The organism is Rhodococcus sp. B7740, assembly GCF_000954115.1.
Lineage (GTDB): Bacteria > Actinomycetota > Actinomycetes > Mycobacteriales > Mycobacteriaceae > Rhodococcoides.
In genome coordinates this window covers 4,133,920-4,159,778 of the sequence record NZ_CP010797.1, presented here as the reverse complement: position 1 = coordinate 4,159,778, position 25,859 = coordinate 4,133,920, and the positions used below count along the sequence as shown (strand labels likewise).

The following is a 25,859-nucleotide window of genomic DNA, read 5'->3' as shown; positions in this document are numbered from 1 at the left end:
GGTTCTCAGACCGCCGTGGATTCGGGAGTGCGCCGCCGAGTCATCCGCGCCGTGACCGTTCCCGCCGCGAAGAACACCGCCACGACGACCAACAGCAGCGCGGCGAGCACCCCTGAACCGCCGATGAGCAGTGTGAAATTGTCCAGCACCAGACCGAGAATCCCCACCAACCCCACGGTTCCGAGCGCCGGGGCGACAACGGTGTGCCAGGTACGCGTATCGACGGTCGATCGACGGAAGAACGCGATGATCGCGCCTCCAGTGAGGATCATCAGAACCAGGATGCTCACGGTGGCAAGTCCGGACATCCACGTGAACAGTTCCAGCACCGGGTCGGCGCCTGCTGCCGCGAAGACCACGAGAACCACTGCCGCCGAGACGGTCTGGAACAGTGATCCCAGGTGCGGGGAGCCGTGCAGAGAGTGGGTGCGCGCCAACATCGACGGGGCGACACCCTTGCGGGCCAGCGCGAACACGTACCGTCCGATCGCGTTGTGGAACGCAAGCAGGGCAGCGAAGAGACTGGTGACCAGCATGATTTCCATGATGTCCGCCGCCATCGGGCCCAGGTACTGGGCGGCAGCGGCGAAGGTCAGCCCTGCCGTGTCGTCGGTTGCGGCCTGCCCGACGGACGAACTTCCGAAGGCGAGCACCACCGCCCAACTCGAGACCGCATACACCAGACCGATGGTGACGACCGCGGCGTAGGTCGCGATCGGAACCGTCCGGGTGGGGTTGCGGGCTTCCTCGCCGTAGATCGCGGTGGCCTCGAAGCCGATGAACGACGCAATGGCGAACATCAGGGCGATTCCCGGGGATCCACTGAAGAAGGCCGAGGGAGTGAAGGATTCGACGTCGATGCCGGCGGCACCACCCTTGGCGAACACCGCGACCGACAGCATCACGATGATGCCGATCTCGAGCACCAGCAGTACCCCGAGGACCTTGGCACCGAGATCGATGCTGCGGTACCCGAGCGTCGCGACGATCGCGAGGAGGCCGAGCGCCCAGACCCACCACGGCAGGTCGGGACCCCCGTACTTCACCACCAGGCTGTCGACGGTCGATGCAGCGAGGCCATAGATCCCCGCCTGAACAGCCGTGTACGTCAGCAGCGCCAGACCCGCGGCGCCGAGGCCCATAGTTCTCCCGAGCCCCTCCTCCACGTACGCGTAGAACGCGCCCGTGTCCACCATGTGTCGGCTCATGGCCGCGTATCCGACGCTAAAGATCAGCAGGACGATCGCCGCGACTATGTAGGCGAGTGGAGCGCCCGCTCCGTTGCCGGTCGCGATCATGACCGGTAAGGCTCCACCAATGGCGGTCAGCGGCGCCGCAGCGGCGATGACCAGGAACACGATCCCGACGACGCCGATGGAACCGCGCAGTACGCCTGCCGAACTCGACTGTGTATCAGACATTCTGCTCGCCGCCCTCGCAGCTCGATGCGGCGCAGTGCGAAGAACTCGAGCGGGGCACGTCGAGGGTGGGGTTGCGGTCGAAGAATCCCGCAGGCTTCAGTTTGAAGCCGGTGTAGTCCACCGGCATGATCGGCCAATCCTCGGGCCTCGGGAAGTGGGTCAGCCCGAAGGTGTGCCACAGCACGATGTCCTCGTCGACGAGGCTACGGTTCGAGGCGACGAAGGCCGGCAGGCCCGCTCCCCCGTGGTGCTGATTGACGAAATCACCTGCGGCATAACGTTCGCTTCGGTCGAACTGCGTCACCCAGAGATGCTTGGTGGCGAACGTGGCGCGTCGCGCGATCGACGAGTTGTCGTTGGCCAACAGCAGCGGCTGCCCCTCGGGATGCAATGTGTATCCGACGGGCTTTCCGAGCCGGCTCGAGGAGGTGGGATTGGTGACGTGCCAGACGCGGCCGACCCTGCCGTCGGCGACGCGTTGGGCCTCGGATTCGGTGGCGAGCGGTGTGTGTTGCAGGGCAAAGGCGTTGCCGTGCAGGTTGTCCGGGCCCATCGGTACTCGGCGGGTCTCGATCTCCTCGACGGAGTTGCCGATGCCGTCGACCATCATGTCGAGTCGGGCGCTGAACAGGTGCTGGTGACACGGCGCTCCGAGTCCCGGGGCGATCTCTGTCGCGTAGGGGTAGTCACCACCGGGATGCCCGGAGGTGAAGACGATTCCGGTTGCCTTGACCTCGAATTCGATGGTGCCGTCGAGGTACAGGTACCAGAAGAAGCCGTAGTCGTAGTTGCCGATGGTGGTGAAGAAGGAGATCACGAGTCGGCGCTGGCGGCGGGTCTCCTGCGAGCCCGACCACAGATCGGTGTGCTTCCACAGCACCCCGAAGTCCTCCTCGTGCATGCACACGGCATTGGTCAGCGTCTTCGGATTGCCGAATTCGTCCGCGATCACAGCGTCGAAATACGTGATGTCCCCGACGCAGTCGCAGCCGAGTTCGAGTGAATTCGCGTACCGACCGACCAGGTACTCACCGGTGTCGAAGTAGTTCTGCCACGACCGCACCGGCGATGGATCGCCATAGGGCACAACCATTTCGGCGATCGATGCGCGGTGGACGATCGGCCGCACGGTACCCCCGTCCTCGAAGCCGATCTGGTGCAATACCAAACCTTCGCGAACGTCGAACCCGACGCGGAACGACCACTTCTCCCAGTCGACGCGATTGCCTCGAACCGTGAAGCTCGGACCCTCGGGTTGGGTGATCTCGATCGGCTTCTGTGTGGTGCGCAGCGGACCGGTGACGGCCGGATCGTCGAAGTTTCCCGACTCTTCCGGGATGGGAACCACACCCAGGTCGACAACCTTGTCCACCGTCCGATTCATCACGTCCACGAACGCGACCAGCCCGTCTATGGGATGGGCCCACGCGTGATCGGCGGGGTGGTCCTGCCGAAAAGCCAAGCCACGCAGTATGCGTCGGCCATGCTCGCCCGGGTAGTCGAACACGCCTGCCGACAGGGGTGCCACTCGAACGTCGGCTACGTCGAGTCCGCGCGCGGCCAGTGCGGCGAGCCAGTCCGGGTCGGTGGAGAGCACATTCTCGACGAGCTCGAATTCCTCGTCGAGAACCGGCATCTGGCCGTCACGGATGGCGTCGAGGCCGGTGGAGCCGATCACCTGTCGCTCGTCCAGGGAGACCAGAAGGTCGACGGCATCGGGCGTCGAAATATCGTGCAACAGCACCCGGAAGGTCCGCCGGGTGGTCGGTTCGGAGACGTACAACTCGGCCTTGTCCGGTTCGTCCAGTCCGACGTAGACGAATCGCGTTGCGGCCGTGACGAATCCGGCGGTGTCGACGATGTCTCGAACCTCTGCGATCTCGTCTTCGGTGGGCAACGACAGAGCGTGGTCGATTGCGTGGGGCGTGAGGGTTGGCATGGGTGGTCCTCGCGGTCTGGTGTTGGTTCTACGTACGTTGAATAACGAAGGCATGCGGCATTGCAGGATTCGCCTGCCCGCACGGGTGGCTACAGCTGAGCTATGAACCGGTCGAGCATCTCGAACTGCCGGTCGGCAGTGGTGTCGTCGGGGGTGAGCACGCCGAGAATCTGCATACCCATCATCATGTTGAGCAACATTTCGACGGCGAGATCGACATCGAAGTCGCCGGCGTCGCCTTCTGCGCGAGCCTGCTCGAGAAACTCCGCCATCCGCGCCCGCCACGACACCAGGGATCGACGGTTCGTGTCGTCCATGTGCTCGTCGTACATCGCGCGCTGCCACAGCGAGACTGCAATTCTCGCCTCGAGCAGAGTCTCGTCGGTCGTCGGCATCACTTCTCGACAGAAGATGCGGAGGGCATCGAATCCCGTTGCGTCGCCCAGAGCTTCGTCGATCCGTCGGTTCGTAGCCTCGAAGACGTGCTCGAACGCGGTTCGGAGAATCTCGTCCTTACCCGCGAAGTAGTGGCTCAGCGCGCCGTTCGTGTATCCCGCCTCGGTCGCGATGTCCCGCATGTTCGCGGCATCGATCCCCTTGGCAGCGATCAGACGCCACGTTGCCGCGGTGATCGCGCGGCGGCGTTCGTCGTGATCCACGAGCTTGGGCACAGCCCTACGGTAGCGGCTCCCTGCTCGGACCTAGGGTTCGGGCATCGTCATCATCGCCTTCCGATCCGTTCGCACGTTGTTCTACGTCCGTTGAATCAAAGCTTGAGGCCTACTCGTTACGAATCGAGTTTCCTTCGGTAAACACCGCGTTACCCCAGGTGAGCGGAACTTCGACCCCTGCTACGAAGTTCCGCTCACATGGGTCGTTCCGCAGGCTCCACTCCCGCTCACCTGCGGGGGCTCTACAGAACGATTGTCACGACCTTCTCCTCGGTATTGGCCTCGATGCCCGCCCACCCGAGCTCACGGCCCGTGCCACTGGATTTCATGCCGCCCCACGGGAGTGCGGGATCGATTGCTGCCCAACCGTTCACCCAGACCGCGCCGGAGCGGACCTTCGCGGCCAGGGTGTGCGCCCTCGACACGTCGCGGGTCCAGATCGAGGCGGCCAGTCCGTACACGGTGTCGTTGGCGATGCGGATCGCTTCGTCCGCGGTATCGAACGGAATCACCGTACCGACGGGCCCGAAGATCTCCTCCTGGGCGATCTTCATGCCGTTGTCGGCGTCGGCGAAGATGGTCGGCTCGACGAAATACCCGGCCCCGTCTGGGCGGCCACCTCCGGCCGCCACTCGGGCACCGCCGTCGCGTCCGGCCTGGATGTACCCCAGCACGCTGTCGCGCTGCGTGGCGTTGACGAGTGCGCCCATGGTCGTCGACGGATCGAAGGGATCGCCCACCACCTGAGCCGACGCCGCAGCGGCCAGACCGTCGACCACCTGTGAGTACAGCGAGCGATGCACCAACACTCGGGTGCCGGCCGCACACACCTGGCCCTGGTTGAAGAACAGGCCCATCGCGGTTCCGTTGATCGCTGCCTCGAGGTCCGCGTCCTCGAGGATGATCTGCGGCGACTTGCCGCCGAGTTCGAGGGTGGTCCGCTTGAACGTGTCGGCAGCCTTCTTTGCGATGAGCTTGCCGACTCGAGGACTTCCGGTGAAGCTGATCTTGTCGACGTCCGGGTGACCGACCAGCGCGTCGCCGGTCACTTCTCCCAGTCCCGGAAGGACATTGACAACTCCCGCAGGTACGCCCGCCTCGTCGATCAGACGGGCCAGATGCAGGATCGACAGCGGGGCGTCCTCCGGCGGCTTGATCACCACGGTGTTCCCCGCCGCCAGGGCAGGTGCGAGCTTCCACCCGGCGATCATCAACGGGGTGTTCCAGGGAACGATCATGCCGATGACGCCGACGGGCTCGCGAACGGTGTACGAGTGCGTCGGCTGCCCGAAGTACCCCGCAGTGGGAATGGAGCTGCCGGTGATCTTGTCTGCCCAGCCGGCGAAGTGCCGGAAAGTGGCTGCTGCATTGGGAATGTCGAGCATCGCCGGTTGACCCACCGGCTTGCCGACGTCGAGGGCCTCGAGTCGAGCGAGCAGGTCGCCGTCGCGCTCGATGAGATCGGCAATCCGGTTGAGCAGCTTCCCGCGGATTGCTCCAGGAGTCGCGCCCCACTCACCACCGAGCTGGGCCCGGGCCGCGCGCACCGCGGCATCGACGTCCGACGCGGTAGCCGCAGCAACCTCGGCCAGGGGCTGTTCCGTCGTGGGGTTGATGTCGGTGAAGGTGCCTCCGTCGGATGCGCCGTGCCACTGCCCGGCGATGTAGAGCTCGGTGGCGGTTCCGGTCGGCAACGACGGTGCGGCCGATTCCTGTACTGCAGTCATGTTTGCTGGCTCCTTCTCGGGTGCCGATCGCGGCACCTGTGGCGTGTCTGCTCCAGATTGCGCCCGCGCCTACGAGAAGGTCTTGTGTGATCACGCACACATTGTGCGGCAGATGCGCACCGCCCATCGAGCTCCACGCGTGACGATCGTGTGTCCACACACGAAGTCCCGGTTACCGCCATCTTTCGATGTCCGACCGCTACTTCGACAACTCGCTCGAGTACGGAACTCCGCGAGCAGCTCGACTTGCACGGCCGCCAAGGACAACCACATCATGGTCTTGATGGGCCTGAGCGAGCGATACAGGGCAAGCCTCGGTATCGCCCAGTGGATCATCGCAGAATGCCCGCACCACCATCGGCGCGTTGGCGGCATCGTGGGGATTCACCGACCCCGCGCATTTCAGCCGCGCGTGTCGTGCGCGCTTCGGCCGCACCCCCAAGGACTTTCGCGACACCAACCGAAGCTGAGTCGGCTCAGATCCCGAGCGACCCGGCCAGTGTCGGCCAACTCTTGGGCAGCTGCTCCACCCAGTAGGGCCACGAGTGGGTTCCGGTCTCGGTGAAGTCGAATGTCGCCGGGATGTTCAGCTGGCCGAGTCGGTCCGCCAGTCGATGGGTGCAGTAGTTCGCGCCCACTTCGATGAGGCCGCCGACCACCACCACATCCAGTGCCGCTGCGCTGTCGAAGCTTTCGTGCGGTCCCGGCGCTCCCGTTCCCACCGACACGTACACGTCGGTGCCGCGCAGACTTTCGGCGTTGACCACCGAATCATGTTGCGCCCACGCGGGATCGAGCGGGCCACCCCACATGTTGTCGGCGTTTCCGCCGAATGCTCCGACGATCGCGCGGATACTCGCCTGCCCCATGGGCTCCGAGGAGGCGAAACAACCACTGTACGACGCCACCCCGGAGTAGAGGTCGGGGTGACGTGCGGCCAGCATCATGGCGGACTGCGCACCCATGGACAGCCCTGCGATCGCGTTGCGTCCGTTGCCGTCCACGGCTGCGTCGATCAACGGGGGGAGTTCCTCGGTCAGGAACGTCTCCCATTGGTATCGGCCGAGTTTCGGATCGTCCCGTTGCCAGTCGGTGTAGAAGCTGCCGGGGCCTGCCAGCGGTAGGACGACGTTGACGTTCTTGTCGGCGAAGAATTCGGCCGCGCCGCCCTTGCGGAGCCACATGCTGTCGTGGGGGTCCTCTTCTCCGATGCCACTGAGCATGTACAGCGTCGGCCGCGAGCCGGACCGTGCTGCTGGGGTGAGCACCTGCACCTCGACGACGGCCCCCATCGCTGGCGATTCCACGCTCAGCGTGCGCAGGGTCTGCGACGCGATGGACGTGTCGACGATCCGCGCGACCGGCCCGACGGGATCGGCCGTCGCGACGCCTACCGAGGACACCGACAGTGCTGCGGCGACGACGAACGTGGTGAAGATGCGTCGACGACGCATGGCGATCCTCTCGGGAGGTGTCAGCAGGGCGGGATTTGTCACAACCAAATGGCGAATTGCATGGAGCATTGCACAGCAACCGACCGGATGGAATGCCGAACGTCGATCCGCCCGATTCGGACCGACCGGGACTCTGACAACCCCTCTCCGCGCGAGCATTCGCCCTGCTTTGCAACATCTTTCAGGCATCGAGTATCGACTGTCGATATCGAATCGCCCACTAATGGTTAGTGCACTACTCAATTTTGATAGCCTGGGACCGTGGCCACCGCCGAAGATCCACTCGCACTCGATCGACAGGTCTGCTTTGCACTCGCCGTCGCCAACCGTGCCGTGCTGTCGGTGTATCGGCCCCTGCTCGAGCCGATGGGACTGACGCATCCGCAGTATCTGGTGATGCTGGCGCTGTGGGGCGAGTCGCCGATGTCGGTCAAAGCCATCGGATCGGCACTGCAGCTCGACTCCCCCACCCTGTCGCCGCTTCTCAAGCGTCTGGAGTCGATGGGGTTGCTCACCCGCAATCGAAGCGTCGAGGACGAGCGCGTTCTGCTCGTCGCGCTCACCCCGGCCGGGGCCGCACTCCGCAAGAAGGCCGAGAAAATTCCACCCGCCGTCGTGGCGAAGCTCGGCGCGTCGCTCGCTGAGCTCGACGAACTGCGACGCGTCCTCACCCGCGTCAACGACGCGGCCATCGCAGCAGGAGCACTGTCGTGAACGCTCGCCCGACCCGCACCCGTCCGCCCCTCGGCCAATGGCTGGGCTACGCCGTCCTAGGCCGCAAACTCCCCGACGAATTCCAGGGCTGGGTCCGACGCGACCTCGTCGGTCCGGGAGCGACGCCGCGTCACATCCTGCGCTCGATGATTCCGTTCCTGCCGATCTTCATCGGATTTTTCGTCCTGTTCCCAGGAGCGATCTGGCTACGCGCCTCGATGGTGTTGCTCAGCCTGCTGCTCGCGCTGTTCTACACGGCGGCGTACATGGACCAGAACCGTGCCCGACGCCTGGAAATCCACGGGCTCCCGGCCGATCTGAAGAGCGAGAAGAAGACGGCCGAAATGGAACGGGAACGCGAGAATTACCGCCGCAATCACTGACGCTCTCGGTCGAGCCCGGCGGTGAAGTCGTCGACGATCATGGTTGCCAGGTCGCGGGTCTTTCGGTTGGAGTTCTGCGACAGTTCGGTCAGCTGGGTGAACGCGGCATCTTCGTCGATGCGGTAGACCGACATCAGAATTCCCACTGCCCGGCCGATCGTTCCGCGGGTGTCGAGGGCAGTGCGCAGCGTCGAGGCCTGGTTGTCACTTTCGGCGAGGATCTGTTCGCGCATACGGGAGAGTTCGTGGTGTACCCGCACACGGGCCACGAGTTCTCGATCGTGGAACGGTTTGACGATGTAGTCGTCGGCCCCGCGGCCCAGGCCGTCGAGCACGAAGTCCGTTCCCGCTCGCGCGGTCAGCAGTATCACGGGCACACGCTGCAGACCGGTGTCGCGGCGGATCTCGTCGACCAGGTCCAGTCCGCTGCGCCCGGGGAGCATGACGTCGGTGAGCACGATGCCCGGCGGCGTCGACCGTGCCAGATCGAGTGCGGTCTCGATGTCGCCTGCGGTGGCGACCGACCACCCTTCCTCGGTCAGCAGCCTCAGCAGGTAGTTGCGCATGTCGACGTTGTCCTCGACGAGCAGAATGTCCGCTCGATCGGGCGTCGCCTGCGTCGATTCGTGGGCCACGAAGATCGCCGACACCGAATCGGTCGGTGTTGCCGGACGGTCGACGGGCACCGCGGCCTCGACCGGCACCCGGGGCACGACCACGGTGAACGTGCTCCCGATGCCCACCTCGCTGTCGACATCCACATGCCCGTTCAGGGCTGTGAGCAGGTCCGATACCAGCGCGAGCCCGATGCCGAACCCTTCGATACTGCGCGCTCCCGCGTGCTCGACCCGGTGGAATCGATCGAAGATGCGCGACAGATCGTCTTCGGGGATTCCCAGCCCGGTATCGGCGATCACGAGCCGAACGGTGTCGGTCTCGGCCCTCAGACGCACCGACACCCGGCCTGTGGGGGTGTACTTGATGGCGTTCGCGACGAGGTTGAACACGATCTTCGACCACATCTCGCCGTCGCTGAGCACGACGACGTCCTCGGACGTATCGACTTCCAGGTCGAGACCGCGGTCCGACGCCACCGTCGCGAACAGCGTTGCGCAGTCACGCGTCACCGCCGTGAGATCGGTGGGTTCGAGACGGGCCTCGAGTCGGCCCGCGTCGGCGCTGACGACATCCATCAGATCGTCGACGAGTCGGCGCAGTCGTACCGATGCGCGGTGGACCACGTCGAGGGAGTGCCGATCGGGTTCGCTCAACTGCGAGGAAGCACTCTCGCGTACCGAGTCCAGCGGACCGGCGAGAAGGGTCAGCGGTGTTCGGAATTCGTGCCCAACGGTTTCGAGCAGCCGCGTCTTCGCCGCATCGGCCTCGGCCAGCGCCACGACGCGTTGCCGCTCCATCTCGAAGGCCTGGGAGGCGGTCAGCGCAGTCGATACGCGTTCGGCCACGACGCCACAGAACGAGGTGAAGGCCTCGTCGATCACTCGGTGGCTGCTCACCCCGATCAGCAGCGCACCGACCGGCTGCACACGGCCTGCCATCGTCAACGGCACGACGACGGCCCGAGGAACGTTGCCGTCCACGCGGACCGTCGCCACGGCCACTGCGCCGTCGGCGACCTGGGCGAGATCGGCGCACTCCCACGTCGAGCGCTCGTAGCCGACGTCGCCGCCGGTCACGACACACTCGACGCGGCCGTCCGCATTCATGCCTTCGCGTAGGTAACCGGAGACGAGCGGAAACTCCGATGCTTCGGCCGCGAGCGCACCCACGGCCGCCCGGCAGATGTCCTCGGCACCGTCGGTGTCGATGCCGGTCAGCGTCCCCAGGCTCAGCAACGCCTGCATACGACGGTCACCGAGCACCTGCTGGGTGACCTCCGACGTGGCGACGAACACGCCGAGGACCGCGCGCCCGGGACCGTGGATCGGGCTGTAGGAGAAAGTGAAGTACGTCTCTTCGAGGAATCCGTACCGGTTCATCATGAACCGTTGGCGAGCACCGTGCACTGCCGTGCCGCCGTCGACGACCTGTCGGGCCAACTCTCCGATCTCGTCCCAGATCTCCGCCCAACAGACCTTGGCCGGCTGCGCTGCGGCCGCGGGGAACTTGTCCCCGAGGAAGTCGGTGTACGTGTGGTTGAAGATCTGCACCAGGTGAGGACCCCACCAGATCAGCATCGGAATCGTCGACGGCATGACGGTGCGAATCGCGGTGATCAACTCTTGCGGCCACTGGTCCACCGGCCCCAACTCGGTCGCCGCCCAGTCCAGTTCCCGAAACCTGGCGTCGGTCGCGTTGTCACCCGGAAACAGCTCGTCCAGGCGGGCCGAACCGGCATCGGGTCGTGGGCAATTCATCGCATCGTCCTTCGTAACTTGCGCCCGCTGGTGCTCGGCGGCCGCAATCTCGCCGTCGATAGTAGCCGAACGCTCGGTATGCAGGCGTTTCGCTCGAGCCTTACGGGGGTACTGCCGCGACCATGCCCTCCTCATTCAGTCTCCCGTACCCCTTGGGCGTCTCACGTCTGTCGAACGACGGTGCCAACCTTGCCGTCTACTCCGAAACAGCGGACTCGGTCTCTGTGGTCGTATTGAACGACGACGGAACAGAGCGCAGTACAACGCTTTTGACGCAGCGCACCGGTCACGTCTTTCACGATCTGATTCCCGACGTCACCCCGGGAGCGCGGTACGGTCTGCGCGTCGACGGTCCGTGGGACCCCGCGTCGGGGCTGCGGCACAACTCGGCGAAGTTGCTCCTCGACCCGTACGCCACCGCCATCACCGGTCAGGTCGACTGGAACGAGTCGGTCTTCTCGCATCTGCACGAGGAACCAGAGACCCGCAACGACGAGGATTCGGCACCGTACATGCCGTATTCCGTTGCTGTTCAATCGAGCTTCGATTGGTCGGGAGACGAGTCACCGCGCACACCGTTGGACAAGACGGTCGTCTACGAGGTGCACGTCAAGGGATTCACCGCCACCAATCCCGATGTGCCCGAGGATCTTCGCGGCACCTACGCCGGACTGGCACACCCCGCAGCCATCGCACATCTGAAGCGAATCGGCGTCACGGCAGTGGAACTGCTGCCGATCCACCAGTTCGTTCAGGATTCGCATCTGCTGGAGGAGGGCCGTCGCAATTACTGGGGCTACAACTCCATCGGCTTCTTCGCCCCGCACAACGAGTACAGCAGCACCGGCGACACCGGCGGCCAGGTGGACGAGTTCAAGGCCTTGGTCAAAGCCATGCACGACAACGGCATCGAGGTCATTCTCGACGTCGTCTACAACCACACCGCCGAGGGCAACCATCTCGGACCGACCCTCTCGCTCAAGGGAATCGACAACGGCTCGCACTACCGACTCGTCGACGACGACCGGAGCGCGTACTACGACACCACCGGTACCGGCAACAGCCTCAACGTCGGTCACCCCGCCGCCCTGGCACTCATCCTCGACTCACTGCGCTACTGGGTGACCGAGATGCACGTCGACGGCTTCCGCTTCGACCTGGCCAGCACCCTGACTCGTCAGGACTCGGACCTCGACGTGCACAGTGCGTTCCTCAGCCTCGTGCATCAGGATCCGACGCTCGCGCCGGTCAAGCTCATCGCCGAACCGTGGGACACCCAGGGCTACCAGGTGGGCGGCTTCCCGGCGCGTTGGTCGGAGTGGAACGGCAAGTTCCGCGACGACGTTCGCGATTTCTGGCGCGGCGAGAGCGGCGCGCTGCCTGCACTGGCGCAACGTGTCACCGGCAGCCCGGACGTCTACGAGAGCACCCGTCGTCCCACGTTGGCGAGCGTCAACTTCATCACCGCACACGACGGCTTCACGTTGGCCGACCTGAACTCCTACGACGACAAACACAACGAGGAGAACGGCGAGGACAGCCAGGACGGCGAATCCGACAACCGCTCGTGGGGTTGCGGTGCCGAGGGCCCGACCGACGACGAGGGTGTCAACGCATTGCGAGCTCGCCAGCAACGCAATCACCTTGCGACGCTGCTGCTCTCGGCCGGTGTGCCGATGATCCTCGGCGGCGACGAGCTCGGCCGGACGCAGAACGGCAACAACAATGCCTACTGCCAGGACAACGAGGTCTCCTGGTTCGACTGGAGCACAGCCGATCAGGACCTCATCGACTTCACCACGCACCTCATCGCGCTTCGCACCGAGCACCCGGCACTGCGCCCCACCTGGTTCCGGCACGACAGCGATTCCGACGAGGAGGGAGCCGGCCCGGACACCGTCGACTTCTATCGCGCCGACGGCGAGAAGCTGTCCGACGAGGATTGGTCCGACGGCAACGCCCACAGCATTCTGGTCCTCATGCGCGCCGGTGAAAGTGATGCCTCGTTCGCGTGGATGGTCAACGCCTCACCCGGAGCCGTGGAATTCACTCTGCCGAAGGGCACGTGGACTCAGTCGACCTCGAGCGACCCCGATCAGGCGTACGAGGCCGGTGGCCCGTCCATCCTGATCCGCGAGCATTCGTTCACGTTGCTGCAGGGCTGATCGAGGCGGAACACTCTGCTGTCCACCGGTCTCGAACAGCCTTCCATCGATTCGAGTCCGATCGTCCGGCCCATGCGATGTATCCATCGGGCCGGACGAGGACGGCCGGACCGCGGTCGGCGCGGCGGGGGATGTCCGTTCGGCCGCAATCGTTCTCGCCGATCATCAGAAATGCGGAGTCGCGCAGTGCCGTGGTGACGGTGCCGTCGGTGAGGGGTATCTGCACGGCGCGCCGGCCGACCAGCGGGTGCTCTCCACGTCGGCGAGGGTACGAGATCGAAATACCGGAGAACATCCCGGCTATCCTGCCGACCGCACGTCGTCTGCGAAGCACCCGTGCGGAGACGATGTTGCGCAACGTCCGCGCTACCACCGAGCGCAGCAACAACATGCGAATCGTCGCGCCGCTACTGCGCAACACCAGCTTTCCCACTGGATGGCGCTCGTCGTGATAGGTGTCGAGGATCCTCTCGTCGGCACCGCCGAGGACGGCTGCCAGCTTCCAGCCGAGGTTCATCGCGTCCTGGATTCCGGTGTTCATGCCCTGTCCCCCGGCAGGCGAATGTACGTGCGCCGCATCGCCGGCCAGGAATACCCGGCCCACTCGGTAGCGCCGGACTTGCCTCTCGTCGCAGGAGAAGCGCGAACTCCATCGCACGTCGGTCCAGCCGTAGTCGGTTCCGAGTGCGCGGCGCACCACGTCACGAAGCCGCGTCTCGTCGACGGACGCAGCTACATCTGCGGTGTCGGTACGGTCGCAGGCGATCACTCGAAACCACCCGTCGCCGAACGGCGCGACGAACGCAAAGCAGTCCTTGCCGGCGCCGATGTTGATCAGACCGTTGGGCGGATCGACCAACCGGACATCCGCGAGCATGATCGACCGCAGCAATTCCCTGCCGGGCAAGTCGAGTCCGATCGACGTGCGGACGATACTGTGCACTCCGTCGGTTCCGGCCGCATACGACGCCGTCCACTCCTGCGCGCTGCCGTCGGCCACCGTCCCGCGCACCACTACTCCGTCGGCATTCTGGTCGAGACCGGTGACCTCGACCCCGCGCAGAATCCGCGCACCGGATGCCCGCGCGTACTCCTCGAGTCGAGAGTCCACGTTGGTCTGTGGCGTGACCAGCAGATACGGAAACTGCGACGGTAGTGCGCCGAGGTCGAGGGACAGTCCGTTCCACAGTTTCAGTCCCGGCGTGTGCGCTCCGGTGGAGAGCAGGTCCTCGGCCAGACCACGACTGTCGAGAATCTCCAGCGTGCGGGCATGTACTCCGAAAGCTCGCGACAGCGGTGATGGTGCATCGTGTTTCTCGAGCACCGTCACCGAGCGGCCGGCACGCGCGAGTTCCCCCGCCAGCATGCAGCCCGCCGGACCTGCACCGACGACGATCACGTCCGAATGGTTCATGACGCACTCCCACTGTGGTCAGCGAATTCCTGGTTCAGCGAATTCTTGGTCAACGACTGTTGACTTCCGACGATAGACCCGCCGAGCACCGTGGTCAACGGTCGTTGACTTAGGCTACGGAGATGACCGAACGACAGCCTCGATCCGCGACCGCCACCCGGGCTCGCATTCTCGACGCAGCCCGCGCCCAATTCGGGGCCGACGGCTACGACCGCACCACCATGCGATCCGTCGCCGCCACCGCGGGCGTCGACGCGGCGATGGTCGTCAGGTATTTCCGAACCAAGGAAGCGTTGTTCGCCGAGGCCGCCACGTTCGAACTCGACATTCCGGATCTGACCCACGTCCCACCGGAGCGCATTGCAGAAGTGTTGATGCCCAGGTTCTTCCAGGTCTGGGAGGAAGACGGAACGTTCCTCGCCCTGATGCGCGCTGCGGCCACCAATGCCGCGGCGGCAACGACCATGCAGCAGGTGTTCGCCACCCAGGTCGCGCCGGCGCTGGCCGCAGTCTCGCCGGATCGGTATGCGGAGCGGGCTGCCCTGGTGGGAACCCAGGTACTCGGTCTGGTGTTCGCACGCTACATCCTCGCGGTACCTCCATTGGCCGAGATGACCCACGAGCAGTTGGTTCGGTGGGTAGGACCGACGCTGCGGCGCTACCTCACCGAACCACTCGACTGAGTAGGTCAGCTCACCCCGGCACGCACGTCCGGTGCCCCGAGGCGGGCTGCATCAGCAGTGTCGTCATCGGGCTGTTGCTGCGAATCCCGTTCTGCCAGAACTCGAAGCCGATAGTGCTCGATCTCTTCGGCAACGTGCTGGTCGTCCCATCCCAGGATGGGTGCCACCAACCGGGCCACCTCGTCGGCCGCCGCTTCACCACGATCGGGAACCTCGATGGAGATGCGGGTACGACGCGTCAGAATATCTTCGAGGTGCCGCGCGCCTTCGTGACTCGCGGCATACACGGCCTCGGCCTTCAGGTACTCCGGCGCACTCTCGAGAGGCTCGCCGAGCTCGGGGTTGCCGTCGATCAAGTCCAACAACTCACCCATCAGAGTGCCGTACCGACCCAGAAGATGCTCGACGCGTGAGACACGCATACCGGTGCGCTCGGCCGTCAGGGCGCGGGAGTTGAACGCCCCGAGGTAGCCATCGGCACCGACGAGCGGAATGTCCTCGGTGACGCACTTCGGTACCGTCCGCTCGAGCCCGTGCACTGCGGAATCGACTGCGTCCTTGGCCATCACACGATAGGTGGTGTACTTGCCACCCGCGATCACCGTCAATCCGCGCACCGGACTGGACACCGCGTGCTCACGCGAGAGTGTGCTGGTGGAATCGGATTCACCGAACAGCAACGGTCGCAGTCCCGCGTACACACCGACGACGTCGGTGCGGTCCAACGGATCGGCGAGCAGCTTGTTCACGTGGCCCAGGATGTAGTCGATGTCGCTCTGGCTCGCGGCCGGGTGAGCCAGATCGAGCTTCCAGTCGGTATCGGTCGTACCGATGATCCAATGACTTCCCCACGGGATGACGAACAGCAGACTCTTCTCGGTTCGCGTGATGATGCCGGTGGCACTGTTGATGCGATTGCGCGGCACCACCAGGTGCACACCCTTGGACGCGCGAACCTGGAATTGTCCACGTCCACCGACCATCTGCTGCACCTCGTCGGTCCAGACACCGGCAGCATTGATGACCTGCTTGGCCCGTACCTCGAAGGAGCGGCCCGTTTCGAGGTCGCTCGCCACGACGCCGACGACCTTGTCGTCCTCCCGCAGGAAGCCCGTGACGCGAGTGCTGTTGGCGCACAACGCACCGTAGGCGGCCGCCGTACGGGCGAGCATCATCGTGTGCCGAGCATCGTCGACCTGACCCTCGTAGAACTTCACCGCACCGCGGATCGCCGAGCGCTTGCCGGACGGGAAGGACTCGAGTGTCTTCTTCTTGCCGAGGTGCTTGTGATGGCTCGGCACGCCGCGTCCGGCACCCATGACGTCGTACACGCCGATGCCGAGCCCGACGTACGGGCGGTCGATCACCTTCTCCAGCGGATAGATGAACGGCACCGGACGAGCGAGATGCGGGCAGAGCTTGTTCAGTACCAGCGAACGCTCCTTGAGCGCCTCGAACACCAACGCGAAGTTGAACTGCTCGAGGTAGCGCAGACCGCCGTGGAAGAGCTTGCTCGAGCGGCTGGACGTGCCGGCCGCGTAGTCACGCGCTTCGAGCAGACCGACCTTCAGGCCGCGTGTGACGGCGTCGAGTGCGGTGCCCGCGCCGACGACGCCGCCGCCGATCACCAGGATGTCGAGCTCTTCGGCTTCCATCCTCGCCAGCGCGTCGGCGCGCGACTGCGGGCTCAAAGCCGTTGTGGTGGAACTCATTCTTCATCAACCCAATCGAGAGTACGTGTTACTGCCTTCTTCCAGCCGGCGTAGAGCTTCGCCCGCTGGTTCTCGTCCATGGACGGCGTCCATGTCTTGTCCTCGGCCCAGTTCTGACGGATGTCGTCCTCGCTCTCCCAGTACCCGACGGCGAGGCCGGCCGCGTATGCCGCTCCGAGAGCGGTGGTTTCGGCCACGACAGGCCGAACCACGTCGACGTTCAGGATGTCGGACTGGAACTGCATCAGCAGCTCGTTGACCACCATGCCGCCGTCGACCTTGAGTACCTCCAGATCGACGCCGGAGTCTGCGTTCATGGCCTCGATCACCTCACGCGTCTGATACGCGGTGGCCTCGAGGACGGCGCGGGCCAGGTGTCCCTTGTTGACGAATCGCGTCAGTCCCACGATGGCACCGCGCGCATCCGACCGCCAGTGTGGGGCGAAGAGACCGGAGAACGCGGGGACGAAGTAGGCACCGCCGTTGTCGTCCACCGACCGTGCGTCCGTCTCGATGTCGGCGGCCGAGGAGATCATGCCCAGGTTGTCGCGCAGCCACTGCACCAGCGAACCCGTCACGGCGATGGAACCCTCGAGCGCGTACACCGTCGGCTGGTCGCCGATCTTGTAGCAGACCGTGGTCAGCAGGCCGTTCTTGCTCATGACCTTTTCGGTGCCGGTGTTGAGGAGCACGAAATTGCCTGTGCCGTAGGTGTTCTTGGCCTCGCCGGGAGACAGGCAGGCCTGCCCGAAGGTGGCTGCCTGCTGGTCGCCCAGGATGCCGGAAATCGGTACCCCGCGGAACGGACCGCGCTCACGGCCGGTGCCGTACACCTCGGAGCTCGAGCGAATCTCGGGCAACATCGACATCGGGATGTCCATGTCCGCACAGATCTGCTCGTCCCACTGCAACGTGTCGAGATCCATGAGCAGGGTACGCGAGGCGTTGGTCGGATCGGTGTAGTGCAGCCCACCGTCCGTTCCGCCGGTCATGTTCCACAGCACCCACGTGTCCATGTTGCCGAAACACAGTTCTCCCGCTTCGGCTTTGGCGCGTGCTCCGTCGACGTTGTCGAGGATCCACTTGACCTTGGGTCCGGAGAAGTAGGTCGCCAGGGGCAGCCCGGTCTTCGCGGTGTACTTGTTGGCGTCGCCCCCACCCAGTGCGGTGGCGATCCGATCGGTTCGGGTGTCCTGCCAGACGATGGCGTTGTAGATCGGCTTGCCCGTCGCGCGCTCCCACACCAGCGCCGTCTCACGCTGGTTGGTGATGCCGACTGCGGCGATGTCCTCGCGCGTCAGATCGGCAGCGGCCATGGCACCGGCCGCGACGGCGCGCACGTTGTCCCAGATCTCCGACGCGTCGTGCTCGACCCAGCCGGCCTGCGGGAAGATCTGCTTGTGTTCCTTCTGATCGACCGCGACGACGGTACCGGCGTGATCGAAGATCATGCAGCGTGAGGACGTGGTTCCCTGATCGATCGCGGCGACGTACTTTCCTGCGAACTCGGTCATGGCTTCTCTCCTGTGGTCTGGGTGTCTGCTGGGAGTCGTGATGGCGGCTCGGGCGTCGAACCTTCGTCTTTGCGCAGGTTCCTACCGATGAGCAGGTCGTACAACAACACTCCTATCGGTCCGCCTACGAGAGGTCCGACGATCGGGACCCAGAAGTACAGGCCGCCGTATTGATCTCGCCAGGCTCCACCGTATCCGGTGATGTACGACGCCAGGCGAGGTCCGAAATCTCGGGCCGGATTGATCGCGTATCCGGCGTTGGTGGCCCAGGCGAAGCCGATGGCGACCACGATGAGGCCGACGATCAGCGGAGCCATGTTGGCCATCGGCGCGGTGCCGAGCGAATCGGTCACTGCCACAATGAGGAACAGCAGGATCGCGGTGCCGATGATCTGATCGATCAGTGCAGAGGAGACGCTGACAGGCAACGTTCCGTTGCCGGGAAGCGTCGAGAAGATCGTCTGGGTGGCGGTGGTGTGCCCGGGGTCGACTGCATTGATCATGTCGTTGTAGTTCCAGCGCACCAGCAGCGCGGCCACGAAGGCACCTGCGGTCTGCGCGAGGATGTAGGGCGCAACCATCTTCCAGCTGAATCCGCGGAAGAGTGCGAACGTGATCGTGACCGCGGGGTTGAGGTGCGCGCCGGTGATTCGACCGGCGACGTAGATGCCGAACATCACCCCCAGGCCCCATGCCCAGGCGATCGAGTCGTGGTCTCCGAGACTTCCCGATTCACCGCCCGAGACCACCTGCGCGACGACGCCGACGCCGACCAGAATGAGAATCATGGTTCCGGCGAACTCGGCAGCCATGTGCGCCGGCAGTCCCCATTCCGGTTCCTTACGAGCCATTGTGTAGCCTCCGCAAAGTTGGTGATGCACGCCACATTGCGTGCTGTTTGCCACGGTAGACGGCCTGCACTGCGTTGCACAGCTGATGCACATATGTGCAAATCGGTCGTATACTGGTGCCGGTGACCGACCCACTCAGCGTGCCCGAATCGGACCTACGGACCGGCCATGCCACCCAGGCAGCGCGCCTGTACTACTTCCAGGACATGACGATGGCGGCGATCGGCCGTGAGCTGGGCGTATCTCGCTCGACGGTCTCACGACTCATCACGTTCGCGCGGGCATCGGGACTGGTGGAAATCAAGATCTCCACCCCGCTCGGTCAGGCACCGCGAATCGAGCGTGCATTCGCCGATCTGTACGACATTCGTGCACATGTCGTCCCCGTATCGGAAACCGTCGACGAATTGCAGCGCCTCGATCGCGTCGCCACTTTCGCAGGCCGATTGCTGACATCGTTCTTCGAATCCGACATGGTGATGGGCGTCGCATGGGGAACCACCGTCAGCGCCGTCAGCCGCAAGCTCGCACCCAAACGAACCCACAACTCCACCGTCGTGCAGCTCAACGGTGCAGCGAACACCCGAACCACCGGAGTCTCCTACGCCACCGACATCGTCCGAACCTTTGCCGACGCCTACGGTGCTGTCGCGCAGGGATTTCCGGTGCCCGCCTTCTTCGACTACCCCGAAACCCGCCGACACCTGTGGCGCGAACGCAGCATCAAGCGAGTACTCGAACTACAGGATCGGATGAACCTCGCCGTGTTCAGCATCGGCGTCATGAGCGGTGCCGTTCCGAGTCACGTCTACAGCTCCGGCTACCTCGAGCGCGAGGATCGAGCCGAGCTCCAACGCGACGGTGTCGTGGGCGACATCGCCACCGTGTTCCTGCGCTCCGATGGCAGTCACGACCGAATTGCGTTGAACGACAGATCGAGTGGACCGAGCCTGGATCGGCTCAAGGTGGTTCCGCGCCGAGTCTGCATCGTCGCCGGAGCGTCCAAACTCGATGCCCTCACCGCAGCGCTGCGCGGCGGATTGATCACCGACCTCGTCATCGACGACATCAGCGCGGCCCAGTTGATCCTTCGCTCACGCGGCTGACCCATGTGAGCGGAACTTCGTAGCAGGGGTCGAAGTTTCGTGCACATGGGTGCCCTCTTGCGCTCACCCGATTCTCGTGTCACTCTTTTCTTCATGACAACCGGAAAGGCGGACACCGCCTCCCTCACGTGAGCGCCGTGCCGATGCCGTCGACATTTCCCCGTCGCGGCACATTCAGTGACAATCCCGATGACTACGCCGAGAGCATTGGTGCGGTCTGCGCGCAGCGCGATCGATGGCTCCGCTACGGCCTGAAGGCCGGCCCCTCCGATAGAACCACGGCGGAATCAGCCGTGGCACAGTTGTATCGAAGAGCCGGTTTCGACGCGCCCGAGTTCGTGTGGGTACCGTCCCCCGCTGCCGCCGCGTCCTTCGTCACGGCAGAGCAACTGGTGAACGAAATCCCCACGACCGCAGCAAAAGCCGAGAAAGCACCTGCACGCATCGCATCGTTGCTGTCGAATTCCCGTCGACGAATGGACGAGCGAATCGACAAGCGAAGAATCGAATGGCCGCGGCGGTACTTCCACCAGAATCCGAACATGCCGAGCGATCGAGAAGCGCGGATGACCGTTGCAACACGTTCACCGGAGGACGCGGCCCGAGCCGGCATCAGTCCCGATCCCATCATTCGCCGGACAGTGTGGGATTCGTTGCGCACCAGCCTATTCGACGGTGTCGCTTCTGCGACGCGAAGCCTCGCTCCGCACTCGTTCGGCAGTATCACCTGGTACGGCCAGCAGGAAGCGCATCGCGTCGCCTACTACGACATCTATCGCACCTTTCACCTCGCCGCGTTCGAGCGCGAGGACAACGAGCTTCTCGACATTCAATCGGCCCTCGTCGAATCGACGGGATGGTGGTGGGCGTTCGACGACGTCGCAGTGATGTCCGAACGCCCCACCGCAGTGCACACCGAGCCGGTTCCCGATCCGGTGCACGGTGAAGTGCGCCTGCACAATTCGTCTTCTCCAGCAGTCGAGTTCGGTGACGGCAGCGGCGTCCATGTCCTGAACGGGACCGTGGTTCCCAAGTGGGTGATCCACGATCCGACGGTCGAGCGCATCACCGTCGAACGCAACGTCGAGATCCGACGGAGCGCCATCGAACGAATCGGTTGGGACAACTATCTCGACCGAGCCGGTTTGCGACTGGTCGACACCGACGCCGATCCGGGCAATCCCGGTTGCACCCTGCAACTGTTCGCCACCCCGGCGGGCTGGGGCAGCGAGGGTCGAATCCTTCTCGCCGTCAACGGCTCTCGCGAACGGGACGGCGAGCGCCGACGCTACGGACTCCGGGTCCCCGGCGCGTTCTCGTCCGCGGTCGACGCCGCGGGCTGGACCTACGGCCTGGCCGGAGCAGACTACGGCCGGTTACTCCGCAGAACCTGACACCTCACCACGCCACCACACCCCGACTACACACACCCCGACAACACCCAAGGTGACTCACATGAACTCGAACATCACACTGTCCGCACTGACCGACCTCACCGGCCTCGACGTATTCGACTATCTCGACAAGGAGATCTCCGTGCCCGTCATCGACGGCCTGCAAGCTCAAGGCGATCTGATCGTCGTTCCGTACGTACTGCTCGACGGCATAGTCGTCCCCACCGGCCAGACGCGACGCGAGAAGGTGCCGCTGACGGGAATCGAACTACTGCGCAGCGCCGCAGGCGGTAACCCCCACAGCCTGGTGGCCGACGGTGGCGTCTGCTCGTGGGCCACTCCCGTGCACGACGTCCGAGGTCTGGCCCTGGGCATCCTGACCAACTCGCAGACGGCATACCTCATTCATCCCGAACACGGAGCCACCGGAATCGCGCCGGGGACATACGTCATCGGCCGGCAGCGAGAACGCGGACAGGGCGGCTGGTTCCATTCGACCCACTTGGTTGCCGACTGAGAATAGTGGTGCCCATCACATTTCTGCCGGAGTGCTAGGTCCATCTCACAAACCGATCTTCGGTAGTAAGTGTGACGTTGTGTACCACTAAGGTTCGCGACATGGCTGCTGTTGTCGTCTCCACGGTCGCATGACCGGCTCCCCCTCGCCGGTCCAGAACCGACTCCTCGGAATCGCCCTTGTCCTGCTCATCGTCATGTTCGTCGGGTGGAGCGTCACCTCGTACAACAAGACGTTCGAGGACGTGGTGACGGTGTCGCTCGAGACCGACAGCGTCGGCAACGCGCTTCCCCGCAATGCGGATGTGAAGGTTCGCGGCATGATCGTCGGCGAAGTCCGCTCGGCGACGACGGCCGATGGCGTCGTCACCTCGGAGTTGGCCATCGAGCCGGACATGGCCGAGATGATTCCGTCGAACGCCACTGCGCGACTGCTGCCGAAGACGTTGTTCGGGGAGCGGTACGTCGCACTGGTCCTGCCCGAGGGCAAGCCGGCGTCCGCGATCACCGAGGGCACCGTGCTGAAGCAGGATCGCAGCGGTAACGCCATCGAGGTCGGGCAGGTACTCGACGGCCTGTTGCCGCTGCTCCAGGCGGTTCCGCCGGAGGACCTGTCGAACACCCTCGGTGCGTTGGCTCAGGGACTGAGCGGGCGTGGTGAGCAGCTCGGTCTCACGATCGACAGACTCGAGAACATTTTTGCCGGCCTCAACACGGAGTTGCCCGCAATCCAGGAAGACCTGCGCGGGCTCGCCGATTTCTCGCAGACCTACGCCGATGCCGCTCCCGAGCTCATCAACGCACTGGACAACCTACGGACCACCGGCAATACCGTCGTCGAGAAGCGCCCGGCCCTCGAATCGCTGTACGCCTCGGTGACCTCGGCCTCGTCCACCACTGCCGATTTCCTCGACGCCAACTCCGCGAACGTCATCGGATTGGCCGCGAACTCACGAGAGGCCCTCGAAGTCCTCGCCGAATTCTCACCCGCGCTCGGTTGCACCGTCGCCCAGTTCGCCGAGGGGGCCAGGCGTGGACGGATCGTCACCGGCGTCGGCGACGAGTACCCCGGCATCAACGTCTCGATGCCGTTCGTCAACCCGAAGGGTCGGTACCTACCGAACCAGGACGAGCCGAGATTGTTCGAGCAGAACCGCGGCCCGACCTGCCCTACTCCCATCGAGCGTTCGACCGGCGAGTACTTTCCGCAGTATCCGGGCGGCTCCGCGAACGACGGCTCGTACCAGGTGCCGACTCGAAACCCCGGTGACCAGGACATTCCGACGCTGCCTGCACCGCAGCTCTCCCCTGTGCCCGCCTCGTATGCGAATTCGGTCACCGAGCAGCAGACCCTGGCCGTCGTCTACGGCGGGGCCACCGGAATCGACCCCGCCGCGGTGCCGTCCTGGACCACGACGGTCGGCGCTCCCGCGCTCAGAGGAACGCAGGTCACGTTCGAGTAGGACCAACTGATTGAATGGTCCGCATGCCCCGTCGACGAGCGCGGCGGGTAACGATTCAGGAGTGCAGATGTCAGCCGATACGAACACCGCCGGATTCTCCATCCAGTCCAGCAACGACGGCCGCGCGGCCGTCATCGCTGTCGCCGGTGAACTCGACGTCACCACGGCCCCCGCATTGTCGAGCGCGATCGACGCCCAGATTTCCACCACGCCTGCCGCGTTGATCATCGATCTGAGCAAGGTCTCGTTCTTGGCCTCGGCTGCCATGACGGTGCTGGCATCGACGCAGAAGAACCACGGGGACAGCGTCGCCTTCTCGGTCGTCGCCGATGGGCCGACCACCAGCCGCCCGATCAAACTGATGGGTCTCGATCAGGAATTCGCGCTGCACGCAGATCTGGCGTCAGCCCTCGCCGCTCTCGACTGACGACACCCCCAGCGCCATCACTGCTGCATCGTCGGCCAATCCGTCGCCGAAGCTGTTCAGTAGGACTCGCAGATCCTCGACGATGATCGCTGCCGTCGCCGGGGCGTGGGCTGTCGCGAACTCGAGCAGCGCGCCCTCGTCGTCGTATCGACCCGTGCCCACCCGGGCCTCGGTCAAGCCGTCGGTGTAGAGCATCAGGGTGTCGCCTGCGCTCAACGTCACGGTGGCAGGCACGAAGCGGGCGGCACGCAGAATTCCGACGAGTTGCCCACCCGTCATGTGTACGTAGTGCGCGCTGCCGTCGGCCCGCATCACCAGCGGAGGTGGGTGACCGCCGCTGGCCATCGACACCTCGAATCCTCCGTCCGAGCGACTGAGCACTCCGAACACCGCGGTGCAGAACTGCGCATCGTTCTCGCGGAACTCCTGCCGCAGAACCGAGTCCAGGTTGTGCAGAACAGCGACCGGATCGTGGTCGTACACCGCGGCCGCGCGCAGGGTGTACCGCGTCAACGACGTCACGGCTGCGGCCGACGCACCCTTGCCGCACACGTCGCCGAGGAAGAATCCCCACCGGTCGTCCGACAGCGGGAACAGATCGTAGAAATCGCCGCCCACCTCGTCGCTCGATGCCGCGTGATAGTGCGCGGCAGCGGTCATTCCCGACGGCGGCAGCAGGGCAGGCGGCAGCAACGACCGCTGCAGGGTCTTCGCCAGCAGCTCCGCTCGAGTTCGGGACTCGAGCAACTCGCGTTCGTAGGTGCGACGGTCCCTGGCGTCGAGCGCGGTGATGCGAATCAGTACCGGCGCACCCGTCTCGTCCGTCTTGACGTTCGCGGTCATGAACACGGGCAGCCGTCGCCGATCGGACGTCACGAAATCGATCGCGATGCCGTCGAGCTGGCCGTACATCCGCAGAATCGGACCGAAATGGGTCTCGTAGTGAATCCGGCCACCAGCGGTGAGGAGTTGGGTGAAGTCGGTACCGATCAAGGCGTCGACCTCGAATCCCAGCCAGTTCGCCAGCGTCGAGTTCAGTCTCACGATCCGCATGTCCGGCAGCACCGAGAGGTAGCCGCACGGCGCGTTCTCGTACAGGTCCTCGATGTCGAGTTCGTGGATCACGACGATCTCACGAAGGTCGCAATCGCCTCGGCGGTCTGTTCGGGCTGGGTGACGTGCGGGCAGTGCCCGCTCGCGTCGAGGGTCTGCAGGGTGCTGCCTGCGATGTGTTCGTGGACGTATCTGCCGACCTGAGGCGGTGCCAGCGAATCCCGAGCACAGTCGACGATCATCGTGGGCAGGGCGACCCCGGCCAGATCGGCGCGATTGTCGGACAGGAAGGTGGTACGGGCGAACACCCGTGCGCACTCGGGATCGGTTCGGCAGAAGCTCGCGGTCCACATGTTCTCGAGATCCGGCCGATCCGGTGCGTTCACCACGATCGGTGCCATCGACGCGGACCACCCGAGATAGTTGCTGTCCAACGACTCGAGCAGCTCGTCGATGTCCTCGCGGCTGAAGCCACCCCGGTAGTCACCGTCGTCGATGTATCGGGGGGACGGCGTCAGGAGAAAGAGTTTGGAGAATCGCTCGGGAGCCGCCTGGACCGCGAGAACACCCATCATCGACGCCACCGAATGCCCCACGAACGTCACATCGTGCAGATCGAGTTCCTCGGCGATGTCGACGATGTCGCGGACGTAGGCCTCCAGCGGCGCGTACTTGTCGGCATCCCACGCCGCGGGGTCCGAGGCTCCCGACCCGACGTGATCGAAGAGCACGACCGAGAAATTCGGAGCCAGGATATCGGTCACCGAACGCCACAGCGTCTGGTCGCAACCGAAACCGTGAGCCAGCATCACCACGGGCCCGTCGACAGCCCCCACGACCCTGACGTTGTTCCTGATACGCGCACTCACCCGCACAG

General features: G+C 64.7%; 22 protein-coding genes. 10 read left to right on the top strand and 12 right to left on the bottom strand.

What is annotated here, in order from left to right:
• Positions 1–5: 5 nt before the first annotated feature.
• The 4 genes from NY08_RS19280 to styD form a co-directional block, all read right to left on the bottom strand.
• Entirely contained in the window at positions 6–1,421 is a 1,416-nt protein-coding gene (locus tag NY08_RS19280; RefSeq protein ID WP_045198165.1) for an APC family permease, read from the bottom strand.
• The gene (locus tag NY08_RS19275; protein WP_045198163.1) at positions 1,414–3,360 is read right to left on the bottom strand and encodes a primary-amine oxidase; all 1,947 of its coding nucleotides are present in this window, start codon (positions 3,358–3,360) and stop codon (positions 1,414–1,416) included. Before NY08_RS19275 ends, NY08_RS19280 begins: the two co-directional genes overlap by 8 nt.
• A gap of 89 nt (positions 3,361–3,449) precedes the next feature.
• Entirely contained in the window at positions 3,450–4,019 is a 570-nt protein-coding gene (locus NY08_RS19270) for a TetR/AcrR family transcriptional regulator (RefSeq protein ID WP_082074054.1), read from the bottom strand.
• 254 nt (positions 4,020–4,273) lie between these two features.
• Complete coding sequence (gene styD, locus NY08_RS19265) at positions 4,274–5,758, bottom strand: phenylacetaldehyde dehydrogenase StyD (RefSeq protein ID WP_045198159.1); 1,485 nt, start codon at positions 5,756–5,758, stop codon at positions 4,274–4,276.
• Between the two features lie 356 nt (positions 5,759–6,114).
• Between styD and NY08_RS26745 the strand changes: the two genes are divergently transcribed.
• Complete coding sequence (locus NY08_RS26745) at positions 6,115–6,228, top strand: helix-turn-helix domain-containing protein (RefSeq protein WP_082073883.1); 114 nt, start codon at positions 6,115–6,117, stop codon at positions 6,226–6,228.
• A 6-nt stretch (positions 6,229–6,234) separates the two neighbouring features.
• Here the strand turns inward: NY08_RS26745 and NY08_RS19260 are convergent, their stop codons facing one another.
• On the bottom strand, positions 6,235–7,212 hold the full coding sequence (locus NY08_RS19260; RefSeq protein ID WP_045200787.1) for an alpha/beta hydrolase: 978 nt from the start codon (positions 7,210–7,212) through the stop codon (positions 6,235–6,237).
• Between the two features lie 261 nt (positions 7,213–7,473).
• Here NY08_RS19260 and NY08_RS19255 point away from each other — a divergent pair, with 261 nt between their 5' ends.
• Together NY08_RS19255 and NY08_RS19250 are read left to right on the top strand one after the other, a co-directional pair.
• Positions 7,474–7,926, top strand: a complete 453-nt coding sequence (locus NY08_RS19255) for a MarR family winged helix-turn-helix transcriptional regulator (protein WP_045198157.1) — start codon at positions 7,474–7,476, stop codon at positions 7,924–7,926.
• Positions 7,923–8,309: a DUF5313 family protein gene (locus tag NY08_RS19250; RefSeq protein WP_032395438.1), complete on the top strand. Its 387-nt coding sequence runs from the start codon at positions 7,923–7,925 to the stop codon at positions 8,307–8,309. Before NY08_RS19255 ends, NY08_RS19250 begins: the two co-directional genes overlap by 4 nt.
• Here the strand turns inward: NY08_RS19250 and NY08_RS25920 are convergent.
• Complete coding sequence (locus NY08_RS25920) at positions 8,303–10,684, bottom strand: response regulator (RefSeq protein WP_045198155.1); 2,382 nt, start codon at positions 10,682–10,684, stop codon at positions 8,303–8,305. The genes NY08_RS19250 and NY08_RS25920 overlap by 7 nt on opposite strands.
• Positions 10,685–10,806: 122 nt before the next feature.
• On the opposite strand from NY08_RS25920, the gene glgX reads away from it, so the two are divergent.
• Positions 10,807–12,849, top strand: coding sequence for a glycogen debranching protein GlgX (gene glgX, locus NY08_RS19240; RefSeq protein WP_045198153.1), 2,043 nt, complete (start codon positions 10,807–10,809; stop codon positions 12,847–12,849).
• On the opposite strand, the gene NY08_RS19235 is transcribed toward glgX, so the two are convergent.
• The gene (locus NY08_RS19235; RefSeq protein ID WP_045198151.1) at positions 12,830–14,263 is read right to left on the bottom strand and encodes an FAD-dependent oxidoreductase; all 1,434 of its coding nucleotides are present in this window, start codon (positions 14,261–14,263) and stop codon (positions 12,830–12,832) included. The genes glgX and NY08_RS19235 overlap by 20 nt on opposite strands.
• Positions 14,264–14,385: 122 nt before the next feature.
• Between NY08_RS19235 and NY08_RS19230 the strand changes: the two genes are divergently transcribed.
• Positions 14,386–14,946, top strand: a complete 561-nt coding sequence (locus NY08_RS19230) for a TetR/AcrR family transcriptional regulator (RefSeq protein WP_045198148.1) — start codon at positions 14,386–14,388, stop codon at positions 14,944–14,946.
• A 5-nt stretch (positions 14,947–14,951) separates the two neighbouring features.
• On the opposite strand, the gene NY08_RS19225 is transcribed toward NY08_RS19230, so the two are convergent.
• The 3 genes from NY08_RS19225 to NY08_RS19215 are packed head-to-tail and all read right to left on the bottom strand — an operon-like array spanning position 14,952 to position 19,023.
• Entirely contained in the window at positions 14,952–16,658 is a 1,707-nt protein-coding gene (locus NY08_RS19225) for a glycerol-3-phosphate dehydrogenase/oxidase (protein ID WP_032395443.1), read from the bottom strand.
• Positions 16,655–18,172 (bottom strand): glycerol kinase GlpK, encoded by a 1,518-nt coding sequence (glpK, locus tag NY08_RS19220; RefSeq protein ID WP_045198146.1) that lies wholly within the window; start codon positions 18,170–18,172, stop codon positions 16,655–16,657. The genes NY08_RS19225 and glpK overlap by 4 nt, the downstream gene beginning before the upstream one ends.
• On the bottom strand, positions 18,169–19,023 hold the full coding sequence (locus NY08_RS19215) for an MIP/aquaporin family protein (protein ID WP_045198144.1): 855 nt from the start codon (positions 19,021–19,023) through the stop codon (positions 18,169–18,171). Before NY08_RS19215 ends, glpK begins: the two co-directional genes overlap by 4 nt.
• 122 nt (positions 19,024–19,145) lie before the next feature.
• On the opposite strand from NY08_RS19215, the gene NY08_RS19210 reads away from it, so the two are divergent.
• The 5 genes from NY08_RS19210 to NY08_RS19190 all read left to right on the top strand — a co-directional run bounded on the left by NY08_RS19210 (position 19,146) and on the right by NY08_RS19190 (position 23,929).
• A complete protein-coding gene (locus tag NY08_RS19210; RefSeq protein ID WP_094638029.1) occupies positions 19,146–20,129 on the top strand; it encodes a sugar-binding transcriptional regulator in 984 nt (327 codons plus the stop codon).
• A gap of 128 nt (positions 20,130–20,257) precedes the next feature.
• The gene (locus NY08_RS19205) at positions 20,258–21,523 is read left to right on the top strand and encodes a DUF6745 domain-containing protein (protein ID WP_045198142.1); all 1,266 of its coding nucleotides are present in this window, start codon (positions 20,258–20,260) and stop codon (positions 21,521–21,523) included.
• 61 nt (positions 21,524–21,584) lie between these two features.
• Positions 21,585–22,040: a hypothetical protein gene (locus NY08_RS19200; protein WP_045198140.1), complete on the top strand. Its 456-nt coding sequence runs from the start codon at positions 21,585–21,587 to the stop codon at positions 22,038–22,040.
• Between the two features lie 130 nt (positions 22,041–22,170).
• The gene (locus tag NY08_RS19195; protein WP_045198138.1) at positions 22,171–23,502 is read left to right on the top strand and encodes an MCE family protein; all 1,332 of its coding nucleotides are present in this window, start codon (positions 22,171–22,173) and stop codon (positions 23,500–23,502) included.
• Between the two features lie 67 nt (positions 23,503–23,569).
• Positions 23,570–23,929 carry an STAS domain-containing protein gene (locus tag NY08_RS19190; protein WP_045198136.1) on the top strand — a complete coding sequence of 120 codons (360 nt, stop codon included), beginning with the start codon at positions 23,570–23,572 and terminating at the stop codon, positions 23,927–23,929.
• Here NY08_RS19190 and NY08_RS19185 read toward each other — a convergent pair.
• Both NY08_RS19185 and NY08_RS19180 read right to left on the bottom strand, forming a co-directional pair.
• Complete coding sequence (locus NY08_RS19185) at positions 23,906–25,054, bottom strand: PP2C family protein-serine/threonine phosphatase (RefSeq protein ID WP_094631960.1); 1,149 nt, start codon at positions 25,052–25,054, stop codon at positions 23,906–23,908. The genes NY08_RS19190 and NY08_RS19185 overlap by 24 nt on opposite strands.
• Entirely contained in the window at positions 25,051–25,851 is an 801-nt protein-coding gene (locus tag NY08_RS19180) for an alpha/beta fold hydrolase (protein ID WP_094684805.1), read from the bottom strand. The genes NY08_RS19185 and NY08_RS19180 overlap by 4 nt, the downstream gene beginning before the upstream one ends.
• Positions 25,852–25,859: the final 8 nt, after the last annotated feature.